This window comes from Exiguobacterium aurantiacum (genome assembly GCF_001766415.1).
In the GTDB taxonomy this organism is placed as follows: Bacteria; Bacillota; Bacilli; order Exiguobacteriales; family Exiguobacteriaceae; genus Exiguobacterium; species Exiguobacterium aurantiacum_A.
Window position 1 is genome coordinate 477,120 of record NZ_MKXO01000001.1, and the last position, 26,385, is coordinate 503,504.

Consider the following 26,385-nt stretch of genomic DNA (forward strand, 5'->3'; position numbering starts at 1 on the left):
TAATGTTAGTCATTGATCAACTTTCTATCAAGCATGACGAACGTCCACTTTTACAAGACGTCTCATTCGCCATCGAACGAAATGAGTGGGTCTGTCTCGTCGGCGCGAGCGGAAGCGGCAAATCACTTCTCGTCAAATCGATTTTGCAGATGCTTCCCAACACGCTTCAGACGACAGGTACAATTTATTGGAACGACCAAGAGATTGGGGATGCGAGTAAAACGTGTTCCATTTATGGGTGCGAGATTGGATACATCCCACAACATTACACGACGTCGTTCGCACCATTTTTGACGATGGATGAGCATATTCGGGACTTGTTCGAAAGTCATGACGAGGCATACGACAAAGACCGTATCCGCTCCGCCATGGCCGAGATTCATTTATCGGAAGAACTCCTCAATCGCTATCCACTCGAACTGAGCGGTGGTCAACTTCAGCGGTTTTGCTTATTACTTGCGAGCATTCTTCAACCAACACTCATCATCGCGGACGAGATCACGAATGCGCTCGACGTGCTGACGGCTCGGCAAGTGACCGAATGGTTGAAGTCGATGATCGGTCAAACATCGAGCATGCTGTGGGTCACTCACGATTTAGCCGAAGCGATGACCTATGCCGATCACATCCTCGTCATGAAAGATGGGCGCATCGTTGACGCGGGAAATCGTGAGCACCTGATCGCCTCGGAGAACCCGTATACCAAGTCTTTGCTTCAAGCGGCACCGATTTTAAAACGAGAGGAACGACTCGAACATGTTATTACACGTTGAAAAAGTCTCGAAAAACTATGGTAGCCACTCTGTATTATGTGACGTCACGTTCACGGTTCAGGCTGGCGAATCGGTCGGCTTGATTGGGACGAGCGGTAGCGGAAAGAGCACCTTGTCTCGCTGTATACTCGGACTTGAGCTGGTTGACGCAGGACAGATTCAGCTATGTGATCTGTCTTGGCAGACCGCTTCATGTCGGGAAGTCACACAGATGAGGCAACGCATTCAAGCTGTGTTTCAAGACAGCGCCGAATCGTTCAACCCGAGATGGACGCTCGCAGATTCCATCTTGGAGCCGCTTCGTCATTTTCGTTTGATTGAACCGTACGATGAACGGGCCAAGTTAGAACACTTGTTTGACATCGTTCAACTTCCGCACACATGCATGGCCTCGTATCCTCGTGAATTGAGCGGAGGGCAAAAACAACGTGCCGCCATCGCCAGGTCTCTTAGCCTGAATCCTCAACTCATTCTTCTCGATGAGGCAACGACAGCACTGGACACCATCACGCAACATCACATCGTCGACATGCTAAAGTCCTATCATCGCGACCAGTCGATGGCATTTTTAATCATCTCCCACGATTTATCGGTCGTATCGAAACTGTGTGACCGTATCCTTGTCTTGTCCGAAGGGACGATCGTGGACTCTTTCAACGGCAATGAATTGTTTGATGACTCGCGCCATCCGTACACGATTGCATTGCGCGACGCCTTCGTCGAGAAGGGTCGGTTCTTGCATGGTGTCGACTAAATCATTTTGGCTCATCGCTTACCCGCTCGTGCTCGCCGGTTTCTCAACGCCGCTGCTTGGTGTCGTCGATACGATTGTAATCGCGAACACGGACGAATTGACCGCGATTGGTGCAGTCGCCGTCGGTGCGGTCGTCTTTAACACCCTTTATTGGCTGTTCGGCTTTCTAAAGATTAGTACGAGCGGATTCACAGCGCAAGCACTCGGGAAACAAGATGCAACACGCGTTCAAATGAGTTTGTTCCGGCCGCTCGTCATCGCGTTTGTTGTTGGAACAAGTTTTCTCTTGTTCCTGATCCCGATTCGCGAAACCGCCATTCATCTACTTGTAACGGATGCATCCATGGCCGACTCCGTTCGGACTTATATTACGACGCGACTTTACGCCGCTCCATTCGCGCTTGGTACGTACGTCCTACTCGGCTGGCTGATTGGGCATGGGAGCGTGCGCACCGCCTTAGTCATCCAAGTCGGTGGCAACCTGATGAACATCATCTTAGACGTTTGGTTTATCCACGTGTTTTACGATCCGGTTGCCGGGATTGCTTTTGCGACGAGTTTGTCAGAAGTGATGACGTTTGGATTGGGTTGGCTGTTCGTACAAAGCCGTATCACGTTTTCCGCACAGATAAGCCGCGATTTGATGAACACGGGCGCTTATATTACTTATTTGACCGTCAACCGTGACTTGTTCATCCGTACCGTCTTCTTACTTCTCATGACGGGCTCGTTCACTGCACTTGGAGCCAAACAAGGCGTCGAGGCATTGAGTGCGAATGCCATCTTGTTTCAATTTCAGTATGTGATCGCTTATTGGTTCAGCGGCATCGGTCAAGCTTCCACCGTATTGATTGGGCGCGCAATCGGGCAAAAATCGAATGAAACCTATCGACTCACGGTTCAGATCGGCTCTCGGTTTATTTTGTGGTCAACGGTTATTATCACCGTACTACTGTCAGTGGCACAGGATGGAATCATTCACCTCTTCACGGAAGATATAGCGCTCCGCTCGACGATTGAGACGTATTATATGTGGATTATTTTGTATCCGTTCATCGGTGGTTTGGCCATGTTGTATGAAGGTGTCTTTGCCGGCATCGGAGACGCTCGGCCCGTCCGTAACTCACTCATCTATGCGTTTATCGTGTTTACGATTGTGGCCTTCTTGCTCGTCCCCTCCATCGGGAATCATGGGGTTTGGTTAGCTTTTCTTTGCTTCAGTCTCACACGGTCGCTCTCGTTGGCGATGAATGAACGCAGGAGACGAAATTGTCTGTTTTCGCCATCTCACCTTTCATAAAAATGGTATAGTGAAAAGATATTACAAAGTCGAAAGATAGAAATACGAAAACCCAAAGACGGTTGGTGCAATCTATGAATAATGTTTACAATCCGAATCAACAAATAAAGAAAAAGCGCTACCTGTGCGCTTTCCTCCTCCTCGCCTTGCTCAATACAGTACAACATGCATACGACATTGGTTTTGACGCATCCTCTCCGTACCGACTCGTCGGCGGTCTAGTTTTTTATGCATTCTTGCTTTATTTTGGGCTGAGAAATAAAGCGTGGGCTGAGATCGCGATCAAGTTTGTCGTCTGGTTCAACGTCATCGCTTTATCCGTCATCCTCCTGTTCATGGGACTTTCCTTAATTGCATGACAAAAGGCGACCACTCGTTGGAGTGATCGCCTTTTTTTGATTATACGCCTTCGTACGCTGCGTACATGATTTCTTTCAATTCTTCGACGAGCGGCATTTTCGGGTTCGCCGTCGTACATTGGTCTTCGAACGCGTCGACCGCCATTTTGTCGATCTTCGCATCGAGGTCCGCTTTCTTGATGCCTTGTGCTTTGAACGAGAGTTTGATGTTCAAGCGCTGTCCGAGCTCGATGATCGCTTGGACGAGTGACTCGACGCCTTCTTCAGTCGTCTTCGCCGGGAGTCCGAGGAAGCGTGCGATTTCAGCGTAGCGCTCGTCAGCGATGAATGACTCATATTTCGGGAACGCCGCAAGTTTCGATGGGCGTGTCGCGTTGTAGCGGATGACGTGCGGCATGAGGATCGCGTTCGTCCGACCGTGCGGCACGTGGAACTCGCCACCGATTTTGTGCGCGATCGAGTGGTTGATTCCGAGGAACGCGTTCGCGAATGCCATACCGGCCATTGTTGAGGCATTGTGCACTTTTTGACGAGCTTCAGCGTCGCTTCCGTTTTCGTAAGCTTTCGGGAGGTAGTCGAAGATCATCTTCATCGAACGGAGGGCAAGTCCGTCTGTATAGTCGTTCGCCATGACCGATACGTACGCTTCGATGGCGTGTGTCAAGACGTCCATTCCTGTGTCAGCCGTGATTGAAGCCGGTACCGTCATAACGAACTCAGGGTCGATGATGGCGACGTCTGGTGTGATCGCGTAGTCGGCGATCGGGTATTTGACGTTCCGTTTTTTATCAGTGATGACCGTGAACGGTGTCACTTCTGAACCTGTACCTGACGTTGTCGGGATCGCGACGAACATCGACTTGTTGCCGAGCGTCGGGAACTTGTACGTCCGTTTGCGAATATCCATGAACTTCTGGCGAAGGTTTGAGAACTTCTCTTCTGGACGTTCGTAGAAGAGCCACATCCCTTTCGCAGCATCCATCGGTGATCCACCACCGAGCGCGATGATCATATCCGGTTGGAATTGGCGCATCGCTTCAGCACCTGCCATGACCGTCTCGACCGATGGATCTGGTTCGACTTGGTCGAAGATGCGGTAGTCAACACCAGCCGGCAAGTTTTTGATGACTTTGTCAGCAAATCCGAGTTTGACCATCATTTCGTCTGTGACGATCATTGCTCGTTTTTTTGACGTGAGCGACTGCAAGTATTGAACCGAGTTTTTCTCGAAGTAAATTTTTTCAGGGACTTTAAACCATTGCATATTCACGCGACGTCTCGCCACCTTTTTCACGTTGAGTAGATGTTTCGCCGTCACGTTCTCAGAGACGGAGTTTTTACCGTACGACCCACAACCGAGTGTGAGTGATGGTGTCATTTCGTTGTAAAGGTCACCGATACCGCCGTGTGCCGTTGGCGAGTTGACGATGATGCGGCAAGCTTTCATGCGAAGTCCGAACGCGAGGATCGCGTCGTCGTCTGTCGAGTGAATTGCGGCCGTATGACCGAGACCACCGATTTCAAGCATTTTCTCAGCGATCGCGAAGCCTTCTTCTCGTGATTGAACTTTATAAGCGCCGAGCACCGGGCTGAGCTTCTCGTGTGAGAGCAGTTCTGTTGCGCCGACTGTCTCGAGTTCAGCGATCAAGATTTTCGTGTCGGCCGGGACGCTGAGTCCAGCTTTCTCGGCGATCCATGCTGCCGGTTTCCCGACGATCTCAGGGTTGACCGCACATGTGTCTGTCTTGATGACGAGTGTTTCGAGTTTGGCTTTTTCTTCTGGTGAGCAGAAGTAGCAGCCGAGCGCTGTCATTTCACGTTTCACGTCTTCATATACTTCTTGGTCGACGATGATCGCTTGTTCTGACGCACAAATCATGCCGTTATCGAACGTTTTCGATAAGATGACGTCCGAGATGGCGCGTTTTACTTTCGCTGTCTTGTCGATATAAGCCGGGACGTTACCAGGTCCGACGCCGAGCGCTGGTTTACCTGTCGAGTAAGCCGACTTCACCATTGCCGCGCCGCCTGTTGCGAGTACCATGGCCACGCCTGGGTGGTTCATGAGTGCTTTCGTCGCGTCGAGTGACGGTTTTTCGACCCATTGGATCAAATGTTCCGGTGCACCTGCTGCGATCGCTGCGTCACGAAGGACGCGGGCCGCTGCACTTGAACATTGTTGTGCTGACGGGTGGAAGCCGAAAATGATCGGGTTACGTGTTTTGATGGCGATGATCGCTTTGAACATCGTCGTTGATGTCGGGTTCGTGACCGGTGTGACCCCGGCGACGACACCGACCGGCTCGGCGATGTATGTGATGCCGTTTTGCTCATCGTCTTCGATGACGCCGACTGTTTTCTCACCGCGAAGTGAGTTGAAAATATATTCTGTCGCAAAGATGTTTTTGATCATCTTGTCTTCAAACACACCGCGACCTGTTTCTTCAAATGCATGTTTAGCGAGTGCGACGTGTTGCTCGAGTCCGGCTAACGCCATCGCTTGGACGATCGTGTCGATTTTCTCTTGGTCAAACGTCATCAACGTGTCGAGTGCCGTGTGCGCTTGCTTGACGAGCGTGTCGACCATCTGTTCTGCTGATGTTTCCACTACTGCTTTCTCTTTAACTGCCATGTTGGTTTCCTCCTCATGAATGAGAGCTGATCTTCTGACTTGATGGAGAGCACGGGATAATCGGTTTGCCTGATAAGAGTTTGTGCTTTCCTTCACATTCATAGAATACACCGTTTCATTCAATTTGTGCGTGACAACAATGTGAACTCTTTCACAATATTTTTTTGCTGTTTGAGGATAGGTCTTGATTTTTACAGATCAGCTCAGTAAAATCGTATGCGTTTTCATGAAAACAAGGACAGATCCATATGTAAACGCTTACATTGTTTGTGTCATTAGTTTGGCGGAATCGGTGTGTAAATGCTCACAGTCCGATGATTGCTCGTCCACCCCGCCTGTGGTCGTGTATAATGAAGAAAGAACCTGACTAGGAAGTGACTATGACTATGCCAAGACAAGATGCAGCCGATCAGTTTGTGAAACTGATCCCGTTAATCAGAAGAAAACTGCTCCGCCGCTCCGACCTCCCGCAAATCCCGAACTTGAACTTCTCTCACTTTCATCTACTGATGTTGATCGAGGATGAAGGCGCGGTCACGAACGGACAAATTAGTGAGACGTTATCGATTGCCCCGCCGAACGTGACGCCGCTCATCACGAAGCTCGTCGACGAAGGGTATATTACACGTGTCCCTGACGAGCGCGACCGCCGTGTCATCTGGAACCAATTGACCGACCAAGGAGAGCGCGTGCTCCTCGAGCGGCGCGACTCGTTTCGGCGCCTGTTCGAGGATCGGTTAGCGTTCCTCGATGAGGATGAGACCGACCGCTTGATCGACAGTTTAAAGACGCTGACCGAGATCGTTGAGAAGATGGACAAGAGCGAGGGATGATTTTCTCTCGTCAACGCTCGCTTCTTCTTATATAATCAACAGTGAATCTATCGAACAATGGAAAGTGAGATGACACGTAATGGGTCGTAAATGGAACAACATTAAAGAGAAAAAGGCGTCTAAAGACGCCAATACGAGTCGTATCTACGCGAAGTTCGGCCGCGAGATCTACATCGTCGCCCGCCAAGGTGAACCTGATCCGGAATTGAACCAATCGCTCAAGTTCGTCGTCGAGCGCGCGAAGACGTATAACGTCCCGAAAGCGATCATCGACCGGGCCATCGACAAAGCGAAAGGCGGCGACGAAGAGAACTTCGACGAACTCCGCTATGAGGGCTTTGGGCCGAGCGGGTCGATGCTCATCGTCGACACGCTCACGAACAACGTCAACCGGACCGCCTCTGAAGTTCGGGCCGCGTTCGGCAAGAACGGTGGTAACATGGGAGTCAGCGGGTCGGTCGCGTATATGTTCGATGCGACGGCCGTCATCGGTGTCGGCGGGATGACAGCAGACGACGTGCTCGAACTCATGATGGAGCACGACCTCGATGTCCGTGACGTCATCGAAGAAGACGAGACGGTCATCGTCTATGCCGAGCCGGAAGAATTCCATGCCGTCCAGACCGCGTTCAAAGCGGCGGGTGTGGAGACGTTCGAAGTCGCCGAGCTGACGATGCTACCGCAAAACGAAGTCGAACTCGACGAAGCGTCGAAAGAGCAATTCGAGAAACTACTCGACGTACTCGAAGACTTAGAAGACGTTCGTCAGGTGTACCATAACGTCGAACTATGATGAAGAAGCGATAACTTTTCGAAGTTGTCGCTTTTTTTGTTTTCATGATTTGACAAGTCATAAAACGTATGTTAAATTTCAAAAGTCTTTATCGTATTAAAGCGATAACAAGAGAAAGAACTTATGATTCGAAAGGTGTTGGAACTCATGAATGCTGTATTATTAGCTGTCATTGTCTTATTTGCTCTCGCGATCAGTCGTGTCCATATCGTCTTATCGCTCATCCTCGCCGCCATCGTCGGTGGACTTGTCGGAGGACTCGGTTTCAACGACACGTTGACCGCTTTCAGCGACGGGCTTGGTGGCGGTGCCACGATCGCCCTCAGCTACGCCCTGCTCGGCGCGTTCGCTGTCGGCTTGTCAAAGACCGGCCTGCCTGATGTCCTGGCTGAACGGTTGATCAGCATGTCTGGCCGTGATGTGACCGGCAAGAGTGTCGGTCGCGTCAAAGCGATACTGCTGTCGCTGCTGCTCTTACTCGCTATCAGCTCACAGAACGTCTTACCGATCCACATCGCCTTCATCCCGATCGTCGTACCGCCGTTACTCGTCTTGTTCAATGAGTTGAAACTCGATCGCCGGCTCGTCGCGACGATCCTCACGTTCGGGCTTGTCACACCGTACATGTTGCTACCGGTCGGCTTCGGCGGCATCTACTTGAACGAGATTTTGCTCCCGAACGTCGAGACGAACGGGATGGCCGTCGGTGACGTCAATATCGTCAGCATCATGGCCATCCCGGCACTCGGTATGCTCGTCGGACTCATCACCGCTTTCTTCCACTACCGGAAACCGCGGTCGTATGAAACGATCCAACTCGGTCCGAGCGACTATGAGGTCCGCACGTTGAGCAACATGAAGATTTGGTTGACGGCGATCGTCGTCTTGGTCGTCTTGGTCGTTCAATTGCAGACCGAATCGATGATCGCTTCGGCCGTGACCGGTTTGATCCTGTTGACGCTCTTCCGTCTCATCCCTTGGTCAGAAGCAGACGATATCTTTACGAGCGGCATGCGCATGATGGCCTTCATCGGTTTCGTCATGATCGCTGCGAGCGGATTCGCCGCCGTCATCCGTGAAACGGGTGCGATTGAACCGCTCGTGAGCGGAGCAAGCAACTTGATGGGTGACTCGCAGTTCCTCGCCGCCCTCGTCATGCTCCTCGTCGGTCTCGTCATCACACTCGGTATCGGCTCGAGCTTTTCGACCATACCGATCATCGCCGCTATCTTCGTGCCGTTATGTATCCAGTACGGTTTCTCGGTCGAGGCGACGATCGCCATCATTGGAACGGCCGGAGCACTCGGTGACGCCGGTAGCCCGGCGAGTGATTCGACGCTCGGACCGACGAGCGGTTTGAACGCGGACGGGCAACACGACCACTTGCGTGAGACGGTCTGGCCGACGTTCCTCCACTACAACATCCCGCTCATCGTCTTCGGTTTGATTGCCGCAATGGTGCTGTAATCACTTCCGGTTACGCCGCGCGTAAATCGTGCCGAGCAAGACGAGCACGAGTAAAAACCAAAAACCCGTATACATGAGGACTTCTATTAGCATCTCTGACTCCTCCTATTGATCAATCTAAAAAGGAGCGACATCGCGTCGCTCCTTTTTATGATGAAGTTTTTAGACGAGATTGACAAGCCTCCAAGTAAGCGTCGACCGTTTCGGCGACTTCTCGCCCTTCGCGGATCGCCCAGACGATCAAGCTTTGTCCGCGTCTCGCGTCCCCGGCGACGAAGACGCCGTCTACGTTCGAAACGTAGTCTTGCTTCGCTTCGACGCCAAGTTTGCGCAATTCGGATTCAGGACGTTCAAAACCGATGGCGACGAGGACGAGGTCGGCCGGATACGTCTTAACTGAATCTTCGACGACGAAGAACGTCGCGTGACCGTCTGGTTTGACGATCTTCTCCATCCGTTCCGTCTCGATGCCGGCGACGCGACCGTCTTGGCTAATAACTCGGTTCGAGCGGATCAAATACGTTCTCGGGTCATGCTCATAACGTTCGATCGCCTCGGCGTAAGCATAATCGACCGAAAGCGTGTCTGGTTGAAGTGGCCACGGACGTTCTGGCGCCCGGAACATGCCTTTTTCCGGGTGTTTGCCGAACTGTGTGACCGATTTCGCACCTTGCCGGATCGCCGTCGCGACACAATCGGCCCCGGTGTCACCGCCACCGATGACGATGACGTCTTTCCCGGCCGCGTCATACTGTGCGTCGATCATTTTTCCGCCGAGCACCCGTGTCGACTCGGTCAAATAGTCCATCGCCGGTTCGACGCCGGTCGCGTCGTCCCCTTCGATCCCGAGCATTCGCTGTTTCTGCGCCCCCGTCGCGAGGATGACGGCATCAAACTTGTGGCGGAGTGACTCGACCGTCACATCAACACCGACGTTGACACCTGTCTTAAAGCGGATTCCTTCCGCTGCCAGCAAGTGAATCCGGCGCCGGACGACGTCTTTATCAAGCTTCATGTTTGGGATCCCGTAAAACAACAACCCGCCCGCCTCGTCAGCTTTTTCATACACAGTGACGTGATGACCGATTTGATTCAACTGGTCCGCCGCAGCGAGACCCGCCGGACCACTGCCGATGATGGCGACCGAGCGTCCGGTCCGCATCTGGACGAGTCGCGGCTGGACCCACCCTTCTTCAAAGGCGCGGTCGATAATCGTCCGTTCGATCGATTTGATGGCGACCGGGTCTTCGCTGATGCCGAGCGTACACGACCCTTCACATGGGGCCGGACAGACGCGGCCCGTGAACTCTGGGAAGTTGTTCGTCTCCATCAACCGCTCGTAGGCACGATACCAGTCTTGGTCCGAGACGAGCTTGTTCCATTCCGGAATCAAGTTGTGGATCGGGCACCCGATCGTCTCTTGCCCGATCATGTCACCGACGTGACAAAACGGGGTCCCGCAGTCCATGCAGCGCTCGGCCTGCTTGACGATCGGTTCATCGTCCATCCGGGATGCATACTCATCATAGTCACGTATCCGCTCGAGCACTGTACGCTCAGGGAGCGTCTCACGTGGGATATCGATAAATTTATGTCTCATACTACGCCTCCTTCAGTCACGACCCGGAACAGTTCGAGGGCACGGTCTGCCTCGTTCAGTTCCGGACGAGTGGCTTCAATTTGACGCATGACGTCAAGTACGTTCGCATAATCGCGAGGTACGATTTTGACGAAGCGCTTCCGCTCGTCATCGAACGACTCGAGGATACGACTCGCTTTCACACTATCCGTGTGGAATTGATGCATCTCGAGCAGCGTGTAAATCTGTTCTGTGTCCTCATCGGTCAACTCGCGTTCGACCGCTACGAGTTCCGTGTTGACGAGTTGGTCATAGTCTTGGTCACCGTATAGGAAGGCGACACCTCCGGACATCCCGGCCGCGAAGTTGCGGCCGACCGTTCCTAGGACGACGACCGTCCCACCGGTCATATATTCACACCCGTGATCCCCGACGCCTTCAGTGACGGTGACGGCACCTGAGTTTCGGACCGCGAACCGTTCCCCCGTGTGTCCGTTGAAGAATGCCATCCCCGATGTCGCCCCGTACAGGCAGACGTTGCCGGCGATGATTTGTTCGCTCTCGTCGAACGGGGCATGTTTCTCAGCGATGACCGCGAGTTTCCCGCCGCTCAACCCTTTTCCGACATAATCGTTCGCATCCCCGATCACGGAGATCGTGATGCCATGAGGAAGAAATGCGCCTAAACTTTGTCCGGCCGATCCGCTCAGTCGGAGTGAGATCGTATCTTCAGCCAAACCGATGTTACCGTGAACTTTCGTCACTTCGTAGCCGAGCATCGTCCCGACGGCCCGGTCCGTATTGCGGACCCGCCCGACGAAGAACGTCGGTTGAAGCGATTTGATCGAACGCGATACGGCTGGGATCAATTTTCGATGGTCGTACGACTGAAAAGCCGGATGAGCTAACTCTTCCTTCCCCGGTAACGCTGTCGGGACCGATAACATCGGTGTCAAATCGAGCATTTTCGCTTTCGTGTGCTCCTGTTTCCAGGCGCTCTCTTCTAGCAAGTCCGTTCGGCCGATGACCTCACCGATCGTCTTCGCGCCGAGCGAGGCGAGTATTTCGCGCACTTCTTCGGCGAGGAACGTCATAAGATTGACGACGTGTTCCGGTTTACCCATGAACTTTTGGCGAAGCGCCGGGTCTTGTGTCGCGACGCCGACCGGACACGTGTCCAGATGACAGGCCCGCATCATGATACAGCCGAGCACGACGAGCGGTGCCGTCGCGAACGCGTATTCCTCCGCCCCAAAGATGGCGGCGAGGACGATATCGCGTCCGGTCATGAGCTTGCCGTCCGTCTCGAGCGTGACGCGTCCACGAAGTCCGTTCAATGCGAGCGTCTGGTGTGTCTCAAGCAATCCGAGCTCCCACGGGAGACCCGTATGCTTGATCGACGTTCGAGGCGAAGCACCTGTCCCGCCATCGTAGCCGCTGATGACGATCGTGTCGGCGTTCGCTTTCGCGACGCCGGCCGCAATCGTTCCGACACCGGATTTCGAGACGAGCTTGACGCTCACTTTTGCTTGCGGATTGACGTGCTTCAAGTCAAAGATCAACTGGGCCAAGTCTTCGATCGAGTAGATGTCATGGTGCGGTGGCGGCGAGATGAGCCCGACACCTGGGACTGAGCCGCGCACTTCGGCGACCCACGGGTAGACTTTATTGCCAGGCAACTGCCCACCTTCCCCTGGTTTCGCACCTTGCGCCATCTTGATTTGAATCTCATCGGCATGATACAAATATTCGGCCGTGACACCAAATCGTCCACTTGCCACTTGTTTGATCCGGCTGATGCGTTCGTTCCCGTCCGCGTCAGGAGTGAAGCGGTTACGGTTTTCGCCACCTTCACCTGAGTTGCTCTTCCCGCCGATCCGGTTCATGGCGATGGCGAGCGTCTCATGTGCCTCTTTCGACAGGGAGCCGAACGACATCGCGCCCGTCTTGAAACGACTGACGATCGAGGCGACCGATTCGACCTCGTCAATCGGGATAGGCTCTTGCGTTTTAAAGTCGAACAACTGTCTTAAAAATTGACCGGATGCTTCGTGCTGTTTGACGTAAGCGTCATAGTAACGGCGTTCGTTCTCGCGGCATGCCCGTTGCAACAAGTGAATCGACTTAGGGTTAAAGGCGTGCTCTTCTCCGTCGGCTCGCCACTGGAAATCTGCTCCCGCTTCAAGCGGACGGTCACGGCTAAACGCCGATTCGTGCTGACGCCGTGATTCTGCTTCGAGCTCCTTGAACCCGATCCCGGACAGTTGTGACGTCGTCCCGCGGAAATGACGGTCGATCAATGCGCGGTCGATGCCGACCGCCTCAAAAATTTGTGCTCCCCGGTAACTTTGCACGGTCGAAATCCCCATCTTCGACATAATTTTGACGATTCCATCGACTGCAGCCGTTTGATAGCGGCGGATCGCTTCTTCGACCGAGAACGAAATCAATCCGGCTTCTACCGCTTCGGCGATCGTCGCGTACACTAAATACGGATAGACCGCATCGGCCCCGTATCCGATCAAAGCGGCGGCTTGGTGCACTTCTCTCACTTCTCCGCTTTCAGCGATGAGACTGCATGACGCCCGTAAGTTCGACCGAATCAAATGTTGATGGACCGCGCTCATGACGAGCAGGGCCGGCATCGCGAGCGATGACTCGGACATGTCACGGTCAGACAAGACGATGACTTCAGCCCCATCTCGGACGGCCGCATCGACACGTTCAAACAATGACTCGAGCGAACGTTCGAGGTCTGTTTCATACGTTGTCGTGATGCGGACGACGTTCATTTTCAACTTCACCGCCTCGACTGTCGCCGCGTCAATGATCGGATGTTCGAGCCAGACGCGGCGGGCGTGTCCCCGACCGGTATGAACCGGATTCGCTTGAGGACCGAGCCAAGTGAACGTCGCCGTGACGATTTTCTCGCGCAACGCGTCGATCGGAGGGTTTGTCACTTGGGCGAAGTGTTGCTTAAAGTAATGGAACAGCGACCGCGGTCGCTCTGACAAGACCGCGACCGGTTGGTCATGGCCCATCGAGCCGATCGGATCTTTTTTCTCGAGGATGAGCGGCACGAGATACTGCTCGATATCCTCTTTCGTGTATCCGAACGCCCGTTGTTTACGGTGCACCTGTTCGACGACCGGTTCATTCACAGGCTGGTCCGCAATCGTCGTCATCTGCTTCAACCATTTCCCGTACGGTTCGGCCCGGGCGATTGTCTGTTTGATCTCAGCATCCGGAATGAGACGTTTCGATTCCAAGTCGATGAGGAGGAGCTGCCCGGGACGGAGACGCTGCTTCGTCTTGACGTTCTCCGCATGGACCGGGATGACCCCGCTCTCAGACGACAGGATGAGTTCCCCGTCCATCGTCTCGATATAACGCATCGGCCGCAAGCCGTTCCGGTCCAAGATTGCCCCGATTTGACGCCCGTCCGTGAAGACGACGCCCGTCGGTCCGTCCCACGGCTCCATGATCGACGAATGGTACTGATAAAAGTCTTTTTTGAACGGATCCATCGATACTTCGGCGAACGGCTCAGGGATGAGCATCATCGCCGTGTGTGCGATCGAACGACCGGTCCGAGTGAAGAACTCGAACGCGTTGTCGAGCATCGAGGAGTCACTGCCCGTTTCTTGGAGCACGGGGAACAGTTCGTTCACATCATCGAACAGGTCGGTCGAGGTCACACCTTCGCGGGCACGCATCGCATCGATGTTCCCGCGCAACGTGTTGATCTCACCGTTATGCACGATCATCCGGTTCGGATGGGCCCGCTCCCATGACGGGAACGTGTTCGTCGAGAACCGTGAATGGACGATCCCGAACGTGCTCTTATAAGCCGGCGATTGCAGATCGAGATAAAACCGCTCAATCTGGATCGGCGTCAACATTCCTTTATAAACGATTGTCTTCGTCGATAGGCTCGGAAGATAAAGGTTTAATTCGTCTGTTTTCTCGATCATCCGGCGAAGCTGATAGAGCGAGCGTTCGTTTGAATCATAGTCCGCGAACGGGCACGACACGAACCATTGATAAATCGTCGGTTGTGTCACCCGAGCGTGTTCACCGATCGCCAAACTGTCGACCGGTACTTCCCGCCAGGCGATTGTCGCGAAATCGAGTTCATCGGCGAGTCGCTCCATTTGTTGTTGCTTGTCGCGCAGCTTTGTCTCGTTCGGTTGGAAGAACACCATGCCGACCGCATAGCCCCCCGGCGCTGGCAAGTTCATCGTCTGAGTGAATAACTCGTGGGGCAACTCGGTCATGATGCCGGCCCCGTCACCAGCGTCGATGACGCCTTGCCCACCTCTATGTTCGAGCTTACAGAGCATCGATAGCGATTTGCTGACGATATCGTGCTTTGTTTCTCCCATTAAATTGACATATAACCCAATACCGCATGCATCTTTTTCGAATCGTGGATCGTACAAACTTGTTCGCTCCATCGAATCAGCCCCTCTCTATCCATCTTGTTCGTAATTTTTATTCTGTTCTAAATATTCTGAAAAATCAAGTATGTTGAATGAATTTTTGCATAACGGTAACGGAATGAATATTTTTTGAAAGCGGATACATATTTGATATCAAGGGATTTCTAAAAACAACTTATAATCCATAATGAATATTTATCCATCAAATATATTTATGTATAGGTTCATCAGAACTTGTTATTCCCAAAGAAAAAGATAGCCCGTTTTAGGCTATCTTTTTGCTTGTCATACTGTTTTTCTGGAGTGATGCAAAAATGAACGCGGCCGTTTCCAAATGATCAAGCCGACGTAACCGAGCGCGAGCACGATGAGCGCGCTCACGAGGACGACGTAAAGCGTCCCGTTGTCGATTCGGGCGAAGATGCCCACATACGCCCAGGCGAAGACGAGCGGGTAGATGAAGTCGCGGTGCCACCACATGAACACCAAAGCGAGGACGACCCCGACCATGAGCATGAGTGACGTCCATGCCAACTCATCTAAGCCGAGCAACGTCGTAATCCGTTCCGTCTTCATGACGATGAAGACGTTAACGATCGTCGCGACCGACACCCAACCGAGGTAAACCGAGAATGGGAAACGGTCAAGCCAGCTCGTCGACGTGCGGAAGGCGATGTAATACAACCAAGCGAGCGTCGCTAAAAACGCCGCCATGACGACGAGCGAGGCGATGAACCACTCGTTTGTGAACGCGAGCAGCCAAAGACCGTTCAAAATACACGACACGAGGAAGCCTGCCTTCATCCGGTTAGCCTGTCGGTTCGCGACCGACCCTTTCTTCAATTGGAGTACGAGCCATACTGCGAGCGCGACGTAAATGAGTCCCCAAATCGAGAAAGCGTATCCAGCCGGTTTGAAATAAATATCGATCCGGTCTGACACGGCCGCGTTATTACCGCTCGCGAAGTAGTTGATGACGACTGTTGCTAAAAACGCCAGCCAGTTGACTAAAGGCCATTTTGACAAGTCCATAAATAGGATCTTCCGAAGAAGACCTGACACCTCCTTTATTAACATAGTATTCTATACCCGTGTGTCTCTGCTCATACACAAGCGAAATGAAAAAGAGACTCAAATAATGAGTCTCAATCGGTTTAAAATTCAATAGTGTCAGGGTCTGGACCGATGCGTTCATGTGTCGCGACCGCATCGATTTTCGCCATATCGTCCGCATCGAGTGTGAAGTCGAAGACGTTGAAGTTTTCTTCGATCCGGTGTGGTGTGACCGATTTCGGCAAGGCGACGTTCCCTGTCTCTAAGTGCCAACGGAGGACGACTTGGGCCGGTGTCTTCCCATGCTTGTCAGCGATTTCGGCAAACACCGGGACATCGAGGAATTTTCCTTGCATGAGCGGGCTCCACGCCTCGATTTGAATGCCTTCATCTTGGCAGTACTCGACGAGGTCCGGTTGCGGGAGTTGCGGATGAAGTTCAACTTGGTTGATGAGTGGCGTCATCAGACCCGCTTCTTTCAACGCTTCAAGATGATGCTCTTTGAAGTTCGAGACGCCGATCGCTTTGATTTTTCCGGCCTCATACAAGTCGACAAGATCTTTCCAAGCGGCGACGAAACCGTCGACCGGCCAGTGAAGCAGGCACAAGTCCAAATAGTCGGTCTCGAGGCGAGCGAGCGACTCGTCGAACGCATCCTTCGTCCGTCCTTGACGAATGTCCTCGTTCCAAATCTTCGACGTCAAAAAGATGTCGGCGCGGTTGACGCCTGAAGTCATAATCCCTTTGGCGACGCCTTCTTCGTTTTTATAGACGGCCGCCGTATCGATGTGACGGTACCCGACTTTCAACGCCTCGGCGACAGCTTGCGGTGCCTCGGTCTCATTGTCTACTTGCCAGACGCCAAATCCGATCATCGGGATTTGAACGCCGTTTCGTAACGTTGCGAGTTGCATAAATCATTCCCCTTTCTAATCTGTCGAGCTGATTGTAACATACCCGACATCTTATTCCGAAAAACTAAATCGTCAAGTCTTTCCGTGTGAACCAGCCATAGCAGGAGACGATGATCAACACGTTCAGCGCTGTCAGCCAAAACAACGACAACCAAACCGAATCGCCTTGAATCAATGCGTTCGCGTCAAATAGAGAGAAGATCGACAGGTTTCGCAACCAGTCGAGTTGATCGCTGAAGCCTGAGAAGATGTTGGCAATCAAGAAGATTGAAAAGATGCCGCCTGTGACCATGTACGACCGGGTGCTGTCATCGAACAGGCTCGCGAGCACGTAAGCGAGCGATCCGAGGACGAGCAAGATGAGACCGGCGTTGAGTTGCAACGTCCACAACAGACCGCTATCGATGTTTAAGTAGAACAACACGTTCGCGAGCATGAGGCTGAGCCCGTTCAACCCGACGAACAAGACGGTCGCGATGACCAGCAAGGCGATACTCGCCGTCACGTAGCCGCTTCTTGAAATCGGGGCCGCCATGTAGAGCATCACCTCGCCCGAGTCGACCGGTTTGGCCATGAGCCTTGACGCGAACAAGATGGCGAGCACGTAGAAGATGAGCCCATAATAGTTCCCGGCGAGCAGGTTGATGACGTTGTCCATCGCGAGATTCGGGTCGATCTTGAACACGTCGAGCAGCTCTGGCGGTAGTGAATCGAGCTTCCCTTCGATCAGGCCGGTCTCTTGAATCGATGGGAAGATGGCCGCCAAGAAGAACAAGTACACACTCGTCCCGAGCGCGTAACCTAATATCCAACCCCGATTTTGCTTGAACAGTGACGATACGAGTACCATTTAAGTCGCCTCCCCGTAATATTGCATGAACATGTGCTCGAGTTCGTCGGTGCCGCTCGTCAAAGACGCGATGTCGTGTCGGGCGAGCAGCTCGATCAAGCCGTTCAACTCTTCTGACGTCGATAACGATACCGTGACGAATGTCTGTTCACGTGTACCGATCTGTTCGCTCAATTTGATCGCCGCCGCCTCGTCTTTCATGCCGATGCGATACGTCTTTTTGCTTCGCCGTTTCAGTTCCGCCATCTCTTCTTCGATGATCATCCGGCCGTCGCGGATGAGGGCGGCCCGGTCACACGTCTTCTCCATTTCCGGGAAGTGGTGCGAGCTCATCAAAATCGCTTTCCCGGCCGCTTTTTCAGCGAGCACCCAGTCGACGAGACGCTCTTGCATGAGCGGGTCGAGCCCGCTCGTCGGCTCGTCGAGGACATATACAGGAACGTCTTTCATGAAACACGTGACGATAGCGAGTTTTTGCTTCATCCCTTTCGACATCTTCCGGACTTTCAAACCCGTATCGAAAGCGAACACGTCGAGCAATTGACGCTCCCGCTCCGCACTCGTCACGTGGAGGCGTCTCGTGAGACGGATGACTTCTTCCCCGGTCATGTCTTGTGGGTAGTTGATCTCACCTGGCAAATAGCCGACGAGCGCCTTCACCGTCTCGGTCTCCTTCCAACAGTCATGCCCCATCACGGTCGCTTTCCCTGAGTCGGCGTGGAGCAGTCCCATCAAATGACGAATCGTCGTCGACTTCCCGGCCCCGTTCGGACCGATGAAGCCAAAAACGGTGCCGGGCTCGACACGGAATGAGACATCGAAAATACCGTGCGTCTGGTCAAACCGTTTCGTCAACTTCTCAATTTGGATCATTTCGCCCTCTCCTTTTTGAAATATAAACATGATATGATTACAAAACTAGTATATCACGTTATTTTTTGAAATGGAAATGGTATATTGATTACAAAACAATGGAGAAGAGGGATGAAGGTGGACGGTTTTACGAAACGGACGGAGACGAAACAACGGGCCATACTTGACGCCGCCAAGTCGCTGATGAGCGAGAAGCAGTCACGCTTCACGATCAGTGAACTTGCCCGCTCTGCCTCAGTCTCACCTGTCTCAATTTACAATTACTTCGGCTCGAAGGAACAAGTCGTCCTTCAAGTGCTCACGCGTCTCACCGAAGATGAGATGGGCTGGATCGAGGAGCGCATCGGGGAACACATCCTGTTCGAGGAGTTACTGATTGAGATATTAAGACGGAAAATTGAATCGGCGGCATTGTTCGATGACGCGGTGTTATCAATCGTCACGGCCGACCCGGCGTGGCAGCAACTCGCTGCCCGTGGCTATGCCGCGTTTCGAAGCTTGATCGAGTACGGCAAGACGACCGGGGCGATCGACCCAGACGTATCGACCGATGCTTACCTTCGCTACGTTCGCTTGATGCAACAGGCAGTTTTATCAGATCCAGATTTCACTTTACACGCAATGACCGAGACGATGCAGGAATATTTTCATTTTTTCTTGCACGGGATCATGCGACGAAGTGATTAAAACAGGCGACAATCCGCGGATTGTCGCCTGTTTCGGTTACTGCAGTTGTCGGTAGACATGGTCTTCTATCGGATAAAGCGACAGATCAAGTTCGCAGTCTCCCGTCAGCACCAAGTCAGCTAGCACTTTGCCGATAAACGGGCCGACCGTCAAGCCCGATGAACCGAGACCGTTGGCGACGAGTAAGTTCTCTGCCCCGGGCACACGGCCGAGGACCGGGATCGAGTTCGGTGTGACCGGACGGAAGCCGACACGTGTCTCGATCAATTCGGCTTCGGCTAAGCCGGGTGCCGACTCTAACCCTTTTGTGAGCACTTCATGGACACCGATCGCCGTCGGGCGTGCGTCGAACGCCTTACCCCGCTCATGGGTCGAGCCGATGACGACCCGCCCCCCTTCGAACCCGAGCAAATACCGGCGCCGCGGCGGCATGACGACCGGCCAATCTGACGCATCGACGTCTGGTAGCTGAACGTGGACGATCTGAGCTTTCTCCCCCGAGACGTGCGCCGTGTAGCCGATCGGCTCGAGCAGTTCAGGCAACCAGGCCCCACACGCCAAAATGACTTCATCCGCGTCGTAGCGGACCCCGTCACATTCGACGTGATAGCCGATTTCTTCAACGAGAACGGCAGAGCCGTCGACTAGTTTCACGCCCCGTTTGATGGCGACACGTTCTAGCGCCGCGCGCAATTTCTCGCCGTCGACACGGGCCCCGCCTTCGACGAGGAGCGCATCGTATTCATCTGACAGTGGCGGGAAGAGGTTAACCGCCTCGTCTGCGGACAGTCTTGTCAACTCACCGATTTCGGGTGCCTCGTCCCGGCGCAGCGTCGTCCGCTCGAGCATCTCGTTCAACTTCTTGTCTTCATGTAACGCAAGCGTCCCGACACGTTTATAGCCGGTGTCACGCTCACCTTCAGCCAGTAACTCGGCGACGATGTCACTGTAATAGCGGGCACCGCCTTTGGCGAGCGCGTACCAGGCTTTATTGCGGCGTTGGGCGATCCACGGACAGACGATGCCCGCCGCCGCGTCGGTCGCCCGCCCCACTTCTTTTCGATCGATGACGGTGACGTCGGCTTTTCCGGCCAAATGGTAAGCGGCCGAGATACCGACGATGCCCGAACCGATGATAACTATTTTTTTCATAAGTTGCGCCCCCTTGATTGCGGGGGCGGTCACATCCTTTCTTGTCTTCCTAAAAAAATCATCGGCCCAAGGCCGATGATCAGTCTCGCATCGCGAGGCGGTACAATAAATCGAGCAATTCGATATAGAGCCAGACGAGCGTCACGATCAATCCGAACGCCGCCACCCATTCCAACTGCTTCGGTGCCCGGTCTTCGACTTGACGAGCGATATAGTCGAAGTCGAGGACGAGCGCGAGTGAGGCGATGATGACGATGACGAACTGGACACCGATCGCGAGCGGTGACGACCCCGTCATGAACGGAAGTCCGGAACCGAAGAAACTCATCCCGATCTGGACGAGGTACAACAGCATGACCGTGAAGATCGCAGCCGTGACACCGGCCCGGAACTTTTGCGTCACTTTGACGAGCCCGGTCGAATAGACGAACCACATCGCGAAGGCGACGATAAACGTCGTCAAGACGGCGCGGCCGACGATGCCAGGTGCCATCGCTTCAAAGAAATACGAAATTGAACCTACGAAGACACCTTCGACGATGCCGTACAGCGGTGCGACGACAGGCGCCGTGTTCGGTTTGAACGTGATGATGAGCGCCATGATCAAGCCGAGAATGAGCGACCCGATCATAAGTGGGAACAAGAGCGCTTCACCGATCGTCGGCACGAGCAGCCATGTCGTGCCAGCCGCGGCCGTGACGAGCAAGAGCAACGTGAACACTTTCGACCACGTACCGGCTTTCGTCATCGGCTCCGTGCTGTAAGACGTCGACTCCATCGATTTACGGAGAATTGGGTTAGATTTTAAGTTCAACTGTGACTAGCTCCTTTAATTCGTTTTTCAGTTTTTGGCCATGACCTTGATGAACTCTCGCATATAGTCAGGCAGATCTGGCGGACGACGGCTCGAGACGATATGGCCATCGACGACGACCGGCTCATCGTGCCAGATCGCGCCCGCGTTTTCCATGTCATCTTTAATGCCCGGCGTACTCGTCACGTTGACGCCTTGAAGGATATTGGCTGAGATCAATACCCAGCCGGCGTGACAGATTTGACCGATCGGTCGCTTTTGTTCATCCATGTAGCGGACGAAGCCTTTCACCGAGTCGAAACGGCGCAACAAGTCGGGCGACCAACCGCCCGGGACGAGCAATGCATCGTATGAAGAGATGTCGACATCATCGAACGCCACGTCGGACTTTGCCGGGACGCCATACTTTCCAATATAAGCGTGATCCGCTTTCTCGCCGGCGAGGATGACGTTCGCCCCTTCTTCACGTAAGCGATGGACCGGATACCAGAGTTCTAAATCTTCAAAGTCGTCACTGACGATCTGCAAAATATTCATACCTTGTAACTTCATCGAATCCCTCCCTTTAATTGTCTTTCCCTAGTATACCCGAAATCGGACATCCCGAAAACGAATAATCACTGTCTCGTAGCTGTATATCGATTTTACAGTCAAGAAATCATCTACATCTTGTGGTAGATGTGATAACGTTAGAAATGAATGATTGAAAAGGGGGCACACCTACCATGAAACAATACCACGACTTATGTAACCATATTCTCGACCACGGCGTCGTCAAAGAAGACCGGACCGGTACCGGAACGACGAGCGTGTTCGGCTATCAGATGCGCTTCAACCTGCAGGACGGGTTCCCGCTCATCACGACAAAGAAATTACATACGCGCTCGATCATCCATGAACTGCTTTGGTTCATCTCTGGCGACACGAACGTCCGTTACCTACAAGACAACGGTGTCCGTATCTGGAACGAATGGGCGGATGAGGACGGCAATCTTGGCCCGGTATACGGTGCCCAGTGGCGCTCGTTCCCGAAACCAGACGGCTCGAGTGTCGATCAACTCGCCCAAGTGATCGAACAGATCAAGACGAATCCCGACTCTCGTCGACTCGTCGTGTCTGCTTGGAACCCTGGTCAACTCGAGGACATGGCGCTCCCGCCGTGCCATCTGTTGTTCCAGTTTTACGTCGCCGACGGCAAACTGTCGTGCCAGTTGTATCAACGCAGCGCCGACACGTTCCTCGGCGTGCCGTTCAATATCGCGTCATACGCCTTGTTGACGCACATGGTCGCCCACGTGACCGGTCTTGAGGTCGGCGATTTCGTCCACACGCTCGGTGACGCGCACATCTATCATAATCACCTCGAGCAAGTGCAGCTGCAGCTGACGCGTGACACGCGCCCGCTTCCGAAACTGAACATCTTGCGTGACGTATCATCGATCGAGGACTTCCGGTTCGAGGACTTTGAACTCGTCGGTTACGACCCGCACCCGCACATTAAAGGAGCGGTCAGCGTATGATCATCCATGTCGTCGCTTGTGGATCAAATCGTGAAATCGGGAAAGACAACGCTTTGCTCTGGCGCCTGCCTGACGACTTGAAGTACTTCAAAGCCGTCACTATGGGTCAGACGGTCGTCATGGGTCGAAAGACGTTTGAATCGATCGGCCGGGCGCTCCCGAACCGGCGCAACATCGTCGTCACATCGAACCGTGAATTTTCAGCACCCGACGTCGAAGTCTGGCACGACCTCGATCGCATCCTCACCGCGCGCGACACCGAGGACTTCTTGGTCATCGGCGGGGCGACGCTTTATGAACAGACGATGCCAGTCACCGAACGCTTCTATATTACCGAAGTCGACGGGACGTTCGAGGCAGACACGTATTACCCGCTCACGCCGCAAAATCTCATCGTCACGGACGAACAGTTCCATCCGAAAGATGAGCGGCATGATTATAGTTTCACGTTCCGCCAATACGACAAAAAAGACATCGAATGAGATCGATGTCTTTTTCAATCTGGTAATTTTTCAAGCCATTGCTCAATTTTTTCTGTGATGATGTCGTTACGGTCTTGCTCCGCCAAATCATCGTACAGCGTCCCGAGCTCGGTCGCCGTTCGCTTCGTGACGGCAAGGATATGGCTATACTTGCCGCGTTGTTCTTTCACGGCCGATAGCGTCCCTTTCGTCGCGGTCGACCCCGACTCGTCTAAGATGAACATCTCGACGTTATCGTTACAGGCGTATAAGTCGTACGGTCGATAGACGACCTCGTAGCGACGATGCTGTTTCGGCAGCTGTTCGGCTAGTGAGGCGTATTTTTGCGGGCTCATCGTCACATAAGCGAGACGCTTCTCTTCTCGAACTGCAGACGAATAACGGATGATGCGGTTACGCCCGTCACGCTTCGCTTTATACAAGGCCTCGTCGGCATAGGCGCACCACTCTCCGAGCGTCATCCCGGTCTGGCAGACGCGCGTATAACCGATCGACACGGTGACATGGTGCTCATAAGGAAACTCCATCTGCTCGATCCGCGTCCTGACCCGTTCAAGTACCGCGTCGACGACGGTCCGGTCGGAAACGTTAAGGATGACCAAAAACTCTTCGCCGCCGTACCGAATCAACTCATCGCTCGAGCGGATGGCTAGACGGATCTCTTCGGCGATGCGATGCAACACTTCGTCGCCATACGCATGGCCAAACGTGTCATTTAACTGCTTAAAGTGATCGATGTCTAAAAGTGCGAGCGTGAAGCTCTCTCCGGAACGTTCTAAGCGGGAGACGAACCGGCTGAACGTCGCTTTTAAGTATTTACGGTTAAAAGCGCCCGTCAATTCATCGACGAGAAGCGCGTTCGAGACGAGCCGTGCCTTTTCAATATGTAAGCCGAGCCGGACGAGCCGTTCTTCCATCGGGATCCACGATTCCCAGTAATCATCAAAGCCGTATGAATAAGCGGCCAAGCGATAATGCTCATTCGTCCCGATGACGATGAGCGGCACATAGAGTTTCTTCATTTTGCTGACGAACGACTGAATGTCTCGCTCTGGGAAGTGAGACCATAGTTCGACATCCATGACGATCGCTTTCGGGACGTCTTCATAATCGTACTCGACCGCTTCTGCGATCGTCTGCAGAAACACCGGCCTCGCCCCTAACTTTTCAACTCTCGGTTTGTAGCGACTAAACGTAGAGAAACTACCCGATAAAATCAATACTAAGTCTTCATCTTCTTGTTCGATTCCCAAAACCGTATGAATATAACGTTTGACCGGCGCAATCAACGCAATCGCTTCTGACTGCGTCAAGACGGGCGGCAGTTCACGCACGTCAGACTCGACCCGACTAAAAATCTCAAGCAGATGCATGAGTCGACGGTTTTTTACTTCCGTTTTCATCCAATCTAATAAAAATTCGATTTCGGTTTTTTGAATCTGTCTAGCTTCTGTGATTTTCGCCAAAATTCCATATACGCGATCTGTGAGTTGATGTTGCTCCATGCCCGATCCCCCAGTTTCGTTCTCCCCGATATTCGCTTCTGTCTCTGATTATGCGACTTCACCCACGAAAATACAACTATTTCCTCATTTAATTCCTATTGTTTGACATTAAACTAGTTCAAACGTCCTATAAAATCAAAAAAAAGAGCGGTTCAACGACCGCTCTCCCTGTTATTTACCAACTTTTAGATTAGGTGATGTCATCTCTTCCGGACGAATCCACTGATCGAACTGCTCTTCAGTTAATAGACCTGTCTCGAGCGCTGACTCCTTCAATGAGATGCCTTTTTTATGGGCATGCTTGGCAATCTTCGCAGCATTTTCATAGCCGATGTGCGGATTCAACGCCGTGACGAGCATAAGCGAGCGCTCAACGTTATGGGCAATCACATCTAAATCCGGCTCAATCCCGACGGCACAGTGCACATCGAACGAATGAAGGCTGTCTGTCAATAAACGGCACGTCTGTAAAAAGTTGTACATGATGACCGGCTTAAAGACGTTCAATTCGAAGTTCCCTTGGCTCGCACCGAACCCGATCGTCGTATCGTTGCCGAGAACTTGGGCCGCGACCATCGTCAACGCCTCACTTTGCGTCGGGTTCACTTTTCCAGGCATGATCGAGCTACCCGGTTCATTTTCAGGAATCGTGATCTCGCCAATCCCGGCACGAGGACCAGAAGCGAGCCAGCGGACGTCGTTGGCGATCTTCATCGCGTCCATCGCGAGCGCCTTCAACGCCCCGTGCGTGAAGACGAGTTGATCGTGACTCGTGAGCGCGTGGAACTTGTTCACGGCCGTCACGAAACGTTTACCGGTCTCAGTCGAAATTTTGGCAGCGACAACTTCACCGAAATCCGGATGCGCGTTGATGCCTGTCCCGACCGCTGTCCCTCCGAGCGCGAGTTCTGTTAACGGTTCAAGCGTCCGTTCAATCATCTGTTTCGATAGTTCAAGCATGCGGACCCAGCCGCTGATCTCTTGCCCGAGCGTGACCGGCGTCGCGTCCTGCAAGTGGGTGCGCCCGATCTTCACGACGTCCATATACGTTTCGGCCTTCTTGTCGAGCGTCGCATGGAGCGCTTCAATCGCCGGAATGACTTTATCCTCGACGGCAAGGATGGCGGCGATATGCATCGCAGTCGGATACGTGTCGTTTGAACTTTGTGACTTGTTGACGTCATCGTTCGGATGAATCGTCAGCGTCTGCCCGCGTGCTTTTAACTTGTCGTTCGCCAAGTGGGCGATCACTTCGTTGACGTTCATATTGGATTGTGTGCCTGATCCTGTCTGCCAGACGACGAGTGGGAACTCGGCGTCATGATCACCCGCCACAATCTCATCTGCGACCTCGGCGATAATGTCCGCCTTGCCCTGCTCGAGGACCCCTAATTCAGCGTTGGCCAAGGCCGCGCCTTTTTTCAGAATCGCGAACGCATGAACGACTTCGAGCGGCATTTTCTCCGTCCCGATTTTAAAGTTCTCTAAGCTTCGTTGTGTTTGTGCTCCCCATTTTGCTGAAGCTGGGACGTTGATTTCCCCCATCGTGTCCCGTTCGATCCGATAATCCATGAAAAATTCCCCCTCTTTTTTTGACTACGCT

22 protein-coding genes are annotated in these 26,385 nt (G+C 53.1%); 10 read left to right on the forward strand and 12 right to left on the reverse strand.

Going from position 1 to position 26,385, the window contains the following annotated elements:
• Positions 1-2 precede the first annotated feature (2 nt).
• The 4 genes from BJU60_RS02480 (at position 3) to BJU60_RS15140 (ending at position 3,186) form a co-directional block, all read left to right on the forward strand.
• Positions 3-773: an ABC transporter ATP-binding protein gene (locus BJU60_RS02480; protein ID WP_070327334.1), complete on the forward strand. Its 771-nt coding sequence runs from the start codon at positions 3-5 to the stop codon at positions 771-773.
• Positions 757-1,527: an ABC transporter ATP-binding protein gene (locus tag BJU60_RS02485; protein WP_070327335.1), complete on the forward strand. Its 771-nt coding sequence runs from the start codon at positions 757-759 to the stop codon at positions 1,525-1,527. Before BJU60_RS02480 ends, BJU60_RS02485 begins: the two co-directional genes overlap by 17 nt.
• Positions 1,514-2,827 carry an MATE family efflux transporter gene (locus BJU60_RS02490; RefSeq protein ID WP_167615656.1) on the forward strand — a complete coding sequence of 438 codons (1,314 nt, stop codon included), beginning with the start codon at positions 1,514-1,516 and terminating at the stop codon, positions 2,825-2,827. The genes BJU60_RS02485 and BJU60_RS02490 overlap by 14 nt, the downstream gene beginning before the upstream one ends.
• A 74-nt stretch (positions 2,828-2,901) precedes the next feature.
• On the forward strand, positions 2,902-3,186 hold the full coding sequence (locus BJU60_RS15140; protein WP_141737213.1) for a hypothetical protein: 285 nt from the start codon (positions 2,902-2,904) through the stop codon (positions 3,184-3,186).
• 40 nt (positions 3,187-3,226) lie between these two features.
• On the opposite strand, the gene adhE is transcribed toward BJU60_RS15140, so the two are convergent.
• Positions 3,227-5,818 carry a bifunctional acetaldehyde-CoA/alcohol dehydrogenase gene (gene adhE / locus BJU60_RS02495; protein ID WP_070327336.1) on the reverse strand — a complete coding sequence of 864 codons (2,592 nt, stop codon included), beginning with the start codon at positions 5,816-5,818 and terminating at the stop codon, positions 3,227-3,229.
• Between the two features lie 386 nt (positions 5,819-6,204).
• On the opposite strand from adhE, the gene BJU60_RS02500 reads away from it, so the two are divergent.
• The 3 genes from BJU60_RS02500 to BJU60_RS02510 all read left to right on the forward strand — a co-directional run bounded on the left by BJU60_RS02500 (position 6,205) and on the right by BJU60_RS02510 (position 8,911).
• Positions 6,205-6,651, forward strand: coding sequence for a MarR family winged helix-turn-helix transcriptional regulator (locus tag BJU60_RS02500; protein ID WP_070327337.1), 447 nt, complete (start codon positions 6,205-6,207; stop codon positions 6,649-6,651).
• 79 nt (positions 6,652-6,730) lie between these two features.
• The gene (locus tag BJU60_RS02505; RefSeq protein WP_070327338.1) at positions 6,731-7,444 is read left to right on the forward strand and encodes a YebC/PmpR family DNA-binding transcriptional regulator; all 714 of its coding nucleotides are present in this window, start codon (positions 6,731-6,733) and stop codon (positions 7,442-7,444) included.
• Between the two features lie 147 nt (positions 7,445-7,591).
• Positions 7,592-8,911, forward strand: a complete 1,320-nt coding sequence (locus BJU60_RS02510) for a Na+/H+ antiporter family protein (RefSeq protein WP_070327931.1) — start codon at positions 7,592-7,594, stop codon at positions 8,909-8,911.
• Positions 8,912-9,059: 148 nt separating this feature from the next.
• Here BJU60_RS02510 and BJU60_RS02515 read toward each other — a convergent pair whose 3' ends face one another.
• The 6 genes from BJU60_RS02515 to BJU60_RS02540 all read right to left on the reverse strand — a co-directional run bounded on the left by BJU60_RS02515 (position 9,060) and on the right by BJU60_RS02540 (position 18,622).
• Positions 9,060-10,511 (reverse strand): glutamate synthase subunit beta, encoded by a 1,452-nt coding sequence (locus tag BJU60_RS02515; RefSeq protein WP_070327339.1) that lies wholly within the window; start codon positions 10,509-10,511, stop codon positions 9,060-9,062.
• Entirely contained in the window at positions 10,508-14,947 is a 4,440-nt protein-coding gene (gene gltB / locus BJU60_RS02520; RefSeq protein WP_070327340.1) for a glutamate synthase large subunit, read from the reverse strand. The genes BJU60_RS02515 and gltB overlap by 4 nt, the downstream gene beginning before the upstream one ends.
• Positions 14,948-15,217: 270 nt before the next feature.
• Complete coding sequence (locus BJU60_RS02525; RefSeq protein ID WP_070327341.1) at positions 15,218-15,964, reverse strand: TspO/MBR family protein; 747 nt, start codon at positions 15,962-15,964, stop codon at positions 15,218-15,220.
• A gap of 122 nt (positions 15,965-16,086) precedes the next feature.
• A complete protein-coding gene (locus tag BJU60_RS02530) occupies positions 16,087-16,899 on the reverse strand; it encodes an aldo/keto reductase (RefSeq protein WP_070327342.1) in 813 nt (270 codons plus the stop codon).
• Between the two features lie 64 nt (positions 16,900-16,963).
• Positions 16,964-17,749, reverse strand: coding sequence for an ABC transporter permease subunit (locus BJU60_RS02535; RefSeq protein ID WP_070327343.1), 786 nt, complete (start codon positions 17,747-17,749; stop codon positions 16,964-16,966).
• Positions 17,750-18,622, reverse strand: a complete 873-nt coding sequence (locus tag BJU60_RS02540) for an ABC transporter ATP-binding protein (RefSeq protein ID WP_201740699.1) — start codon at positions 18,620-18,622, stop codon at positions 17,750-17,752.
• A 111-nt stretch (positions 18,623-18,733) separates the two neighbouring features.
• Here BJU60_RS02540 and BJU60_RS02545 point away from each other — a divergent pair, with 111 nt between their 5' ends.
• A complete protein-coding gene (locus BJU60_RS02545; protein WP_254281626.1) occupies positions 18,734-19,309 on the forward strand; it encodes a TetR/AcrR family transcriptional regulator in 576 nt (191 codons plus the stop codon).
• Positions 19,310-19,345: 36 nt separating this feature from the next.
• On the opposite strand, the gene BJU60_RS02550 is transcribed toward BJU60_RS02545, so the two are convergent.
• The 3 genes from BJU60_RS02550 to BJU60_RS02560 form a co-directional block, all read right to left on the reverse strand.
• Positions 19,346-20,461 carry an NAD(P)/FAD-dependent oxidoreductase gene (locus BJU60_RS02550; RefSeq protein ID WP_070327346.1) on the reverse strand — a complete coding sequence of 372 codons (1,116 nt, stop codon included), beginning with the start codon at positions 20,459-20,461 and terminating at the stop codon, positions 19,346-19,348.
• A 79-nt stretch (positions 20,462-20,540) separates the two neighbouring features.
• Complete coding sequence (locus BJU60_RS02555) at positions 20,541-21,275, reverse strand: Bax inhibitor-1/YccA family protein (protein ID WP_083273956.1); 735 nt, start codon at positions 21,273-21,275, stop codon at positions 20,541-20,543.
• Between the two features lie 27 nt (positions 21,276-21,302).
• Positions 21,303-21,827 carry a type 1 glutamine amidotransferase domain-containing protein gene (locus BJU60_RS02560; protein WP_070327347.1) on the reverse strand — a complete coding sequence of 175 codons (525 nt, stop codon included), beginning with the start codon at positions 21,825-21,827 and terminating at the stop codon, positions 21,303-21,305.
• A 173-nt stretch (positions 21,828-22,000) separates the two neighbouring features.
• Between BJU60_RS02560 and BJU60_RS02565 the strand changes: the two genes are divergently transcribed.
• Both BJU60_RS02565 and BJU60_RS02570 read left to right on the forward strand, forming a co-directional pair.
• Positions 22,001-22,795, forward strand: a complete 795-nt coding sequence (locus BJU60_RS02565; protein WP_070327348.1) for a thymidylate synthase — start codon at positions 22,001-22,003, stop codon at positions 22,793-22,795.
• Positions 22,792-23,277, forward strand: coding sequence for a dihydrofolate reductase (locus BJU60_RS02570; protein ID WP_070327349.1), 486 nt, complete (start codon positions 22,792-22,794; stop codon positions 23,275-23,277). Before BJU60_RS02565 ends, BJU60_RS02570 begins: the two co-directional genes overlap by 4 nt.
• Positions 23,278-23,291: 14 nt before the next feature.
• On the opposite strand, the gene BJU60_RS02575 is transcribed toward BJU60_RS02570, so the two are convergent.
• Together BJU60_RS02575 and fumC are read right to left on the reverse strand one after the other, a co-directional pair.
• The gene (locus tag BJU60_RS02575; protein WP_070327350.1) at positions 23,292-24,782 is read right to left on the reverse strand and encodes a GGDEF domain-containing protein; all 1,491 of its coding nucleotides are present in this window, start codon (positions 24,780-24,782) and stop codon (positions 23,292-23,294) included.
• A 171-nt stretch (positions 24,783-24,953) separates the two neighbouring features.
• Entirely contained in the window at positions 24,954-26,354 is a 1,401-nt protein-coding gene (gene fumC, locus BJU60_RS02580) for a class II fumarate hydratase (RefSeq protein ID WP_070327351.1), read from the reverse strand.
• Between the last annotated feature and the right edge of the window lie 31 nt (positions 26,355-26,385).